At 33.3% G+C, this 3,841-nt stretch carries 3 protein-coding genes; 2 read left to right on the top strand and 1 reads right to left on the bottom strand.

The features are described from left to right. Window positions 1-484: 484 nt before the first annotated feature. Complete coding sequence (locus tag B3J44_RS02050; protein ID WP_198857272.1) at window positions 485-1,330, bottom strand: AraC family transcriptional regulator; 846 nt, start codon at window positions 1,328-1,330, stop codon at window positions 485-487. Between the two features lie 179 nt (window positions 1,331-1,509). On the opposite strand from B3J44_RS02050, the gene B3J44_RS02045 reads away from it, so the two are divergent. Beyond that, a complete protein-coding gene (locus tag B3J44_RS02045; RefSeq protein ID WP_286965376.1) occupies window positions 1,510-2,424 on the top strand; it encodes a dihydrodipicolinate synthase family protein in 915 nt (304 codons plus the stop codon). Between the two features lie 122 nt (window positions 2,425-2,546). Beyond that, window positions 2,547-3,841: aldehyde dehydrogenase (NADP(+)) (locus tag B3J44_RS02040; RefSeq protein ID WP_286965373.1), on the top strand; the 1,295-nt coding region annotated here is incomplete at its 3' end.

The following is a 3,841-nucleotide window of genomic DNA, read 5'->3' as shown; positions in this document are numbered from 1 at the left end:
ATCCAAAAGTATAAATGTTCTCAAGTTTTACATACCAGTACCTACTAGTTTTTTTTAATTGGAGGTAAAAAAGAGATATGATTTTTAACAATGTGAAAAGCAAATAGGATAATATATACACAGAATGTAAATTGTTTCATTGGAAAATAGGTAACTTAATTTTGTTTTCTTCTAATGGTAATTTATTGAAAGTAATTTCAAATAAATGATTTAGAATTTTGATGCTTGTAAGCATTATTTATTCATGAAATGGATAATATAGTATCACAAAAAAAATGGTAAAACTTTTGCATTTTTTCTTTTCACCCTATTTTTCAACCATACCAGTTTGCTTTTTACGCTATTGTATTAGGAATAAGCATGTTCGATCTCGTCTATAAATAATGAGATTAAACAGCTTTTTTTTTAGCCCAAAGAATGTCTGTAGAGAAGCACCACAGTTTGTCTACGCATCGAATAGCTACAAATATTGATTAATGAATAATTACAAATTCAGCTTTCTATACTGCAAAGGAGAAAGCTGTTTTAATTCTTTAAACTTTCGATTAAAATTAGAAATATTATTGAAGCCGCATAATTCGGCAATTTCCAAAACAGAGAGTTCTTCATTATTAGATAATAATTTTGCAGCTCTCTCAATGCGCACTTCAATTAGAAACTGAAAAAAAGATTTGTTTGTCCGGACTTTAAAATACCGACAAAAAGCATTTTTGGTCATACTGGCTATCGAAGCAATTTCATCAAGCGTTATGTTTTTATGAAAGTTAGTCATAACATATTCAAACACAATCTGCATTCTTTTCCCTTCATTATCAGTTATTTTCTTTTGATATAAATAATTAGAAAGCGGAGTAGTTTCAGATGTTGAGAGCCATTTTAGAATATCAAGAAATAATATAAATCGTGTATAACTGTCGGCTTTTCGTAACTTCTTAAAATATTTGACTACTTTTTTTGGCGCATTGTGAATGATAAATCCATTTTTGCTGCTTTCTAAAATAGGATGAATATTTCGGAAAGTAGATAATTCAAAAAAATCTTTCCCAAACGAATTGAAAGTAAAGAATAAAGTTCGCATTACAGAAATTACATTTTCTTGAACATCACTTCTAAATACATGGGGCAGATTGCTTCCAATTACCAATATATCGCCCTCGCGATATTGCGAAATAGTATCGCCGGCAAAAACGGCTCCTTCTCCTTTTTCTATAAAACTAATTTGAATTTCTTCATGCTGGTGCAGTTTATCATAAAATGATACTTCTATATCTTCTTGATAAATAAGGGGATCTTCTCCAGATTTTGGAATTTTGAATGGAAAAACTTTCATATAGTGGTTAGTTAGTTACTATCAAATATATTGTATTTGATCAAAAAAATGATGCTATAATGTTCTGTTTTTTGACATTTGCCATTATATAGGGTAATATAGTATCACTTTGTGGTAATTTTTGAAGTCTTAGCTCTGTCCTTTCTAGATAATTTTGGCTTAAATAAAAAATTAAAATTATGAGCATTGAATGGAATGGCGTGATGCCGGCGGTAACTACAAAATTTACTGCAGATGATAAATTAGACTTCAAAATGTTTGAAGTTAATATGAAGGCACAATTAGATGCTGGGGTATCAGGGATTATTTTAGGAGGCACTTTGGGTGAAGCCAGTACACTTTTAGAAGAAGAAAAAAGAGAATTAGTACAACATACCGTTTCACTTACAGAAAATAAAGTGCCTGTAATTATGAATATTGCAGAGCAAACTACAAAGGGAGCCATTTTAGCGGCTAATAAAGCGGAACAAGACGGTGCAAAAGGATTAATGATGCTTCCTCCAATGCGTTACAAAGCATCTGATTTTGAAACAATTGCTTTTTATAGTGAAGTGGCAAAAAGTACAACACTTCCTATTATGGTTTACAACAATCCAATTGATTATAAAATCGAAGTTTCTTTAGATATGTTTGAAGAGTTATTAAAATTCGATAATATTCAAGCAGTAAAAGAATCTACAAGAGATATTTCTAATGTTACAAGAATGATTAACCGATTTGGCGATCGTTTAAAAATATTATCAGGAGTTGACACATTAGCACTAGAAAGTTTATTAATGGGGTCTGATGGATGGGTGTCTGGATTAGTTTGTGCTTTTCCTGCAGAAACAGTAGCGATTTATAAATTGGCTAAAGCGGGAAGAATCGATGAAGCTCTAAAAATTTACAGATGGTTTTTGCCTTTGTTAGAATTGGATATTAATTCCTTTTTAGTTCAAAATATAAAATTAGCAGAAGTAGCAACAGGAATTGGAACTGAAAATGTCCGTGCTCCAAGATTGCCATTGCAAGGGGCAGAAAGAGAAAGAGTTCTTGCCATTATTGCCGAAGGACTACGTACAAGACCAACTTTGCCAGATTACAAAAATTTATAGCATCTTATTGCCAAGATTGGCTCTTTTGGTTATCAGTCTCAGTGAGAATTGTTAGGGAATTCTTTACTGAGGCTATAACTAAGAACTGTGACTTCAATACATTTCATTTATTAGACAAAAACATGATTACAGGAAAAAATTATATAGGAAGCCAGCTAAAAGCGAGTGGTTCAAAAATATTAAAAACGTTTAATCCGTTATTGAACAAAGAAAATCCTTGGGTTTTTACAGAAGCAACTCAGGATGAAATTGAGGAAGCAGTTACTTTAGCCAATCAAGCATTTTCGAGTTATAAAAAATATTCAGGAATTGAAAAAGCTAAATTCTTAAACGCAATTGCTGATGAAATTTTAGCTTTGGGAGATAATCTTCTAGAACAATACTGTACCGAATCGGGTTATCCGAGAGGCAGGGCAGAAGGTGAACGAGGTAGAATGATCGGTCAATTAAGAGCCTTTGCCGAAATGCTTACAGAAGGAAACTGGGTTCGAGCAACAATTGATACTGCAATAATTGACAGACAGCCTGCACCAAAAGAAGATTTGCGCAAAATGTTAGTTCCTCTAGGACCAATTGTGGTTTTCGGGTCGAGTAACTTTCCTTTTGCATTCTCCACAAGCGGAGGAGACACAGCTTCGGCTTTGGCTGCGGGTTGTCCAGTTATTGTAAAAAGCCATTCTATGCATATAGGGACAGGCGAAATGGTCGCTTCAGCTATTATAAAAGCGGCTCAGAAAACCAATATGCCCGAAGGTGTTTTTTCTAATCTTATAGGAGACGGAAGAACACTCGGAACGAGTTTGGTAAAACACCCATTAATAAAAGGTGTTGGTTTTACAGGAAGTATAAAAGGCGGCCGTGCTTTATGCGATTTGGCTGCACAGCGTCCAGAGCCAATTCCGGTATTTGCAGAAATGGGAAGTATAAATCCTGTGGTGCTTTTACCTAATGCATTGAAAAAAAACAGTCAAAAATGGGCAACAGCTTATGCAAATTCGATCACTTTAGGAGCAGGCCAATTTTGTACCAATCCAGGATTATTATTAGCTTTAAGAGGTGAAGAATTAAAAGAATTTGAAGAGAACCTAAATCAAGCCATTGAAAAAACTCAGCCTGGCTGTATGTTGCATCCTTCTATTTATGCTGATTTTAATAACGGAATTTCAAAAATAGAAGCACAGAATGGAGTTTCGAAAATCGCTCAGTTTAAAGGAGAAACAATTCCAAATCATGGCATTCCAACAGTTTTAAAAGTTAATGGAAAAAAGTTTTTAGAGAATAAAATATTGCATAACGAAGTTTTTGGTCCATTTTCTATTTTAATTGAATGTGAAAATGAGACGGAATTAATAGAAGTTATTTCTAAACTGGAAGGACAGCTAACAGGAACAATTATAAGTGAAGAGAACGAAATTGA

Source organism: Flavobacterium sp. UBA4854, from assembly GCF_002399805.1.
In the GTDB taxonomy this organism is placed as follows: domain Bacteria; phylum Bacteroidota; class Bacteroidia; order Flavobacteriales; family Flavobacteriaceae; genus Flavobacterium; species Flavobacterium ginsengisoli.
The sequence above is the reverse complement of the archived record's forward strand: the minus strand, read 5'-3'. Positions and strand labels throughout refer to the sequence as shown.

Bases quoted from the DNA above. Each gene is read 5' to 3' on its own strand.
- B3J44_RS02050 (WP_198857272.1), bottom strand. From the start codon at position 1,330: ATGAAAGTTTTTCCATTCAAAATTCCAAAATCTGGAGAAGATCCCCTT.
- B3J44_RS02045 (WP_286965376.1), top strand. From the start codon at position 1,510: ATGAGCATTGAATGGAATGGCGTGATGCCGGCGGTAACTACAAAATTT.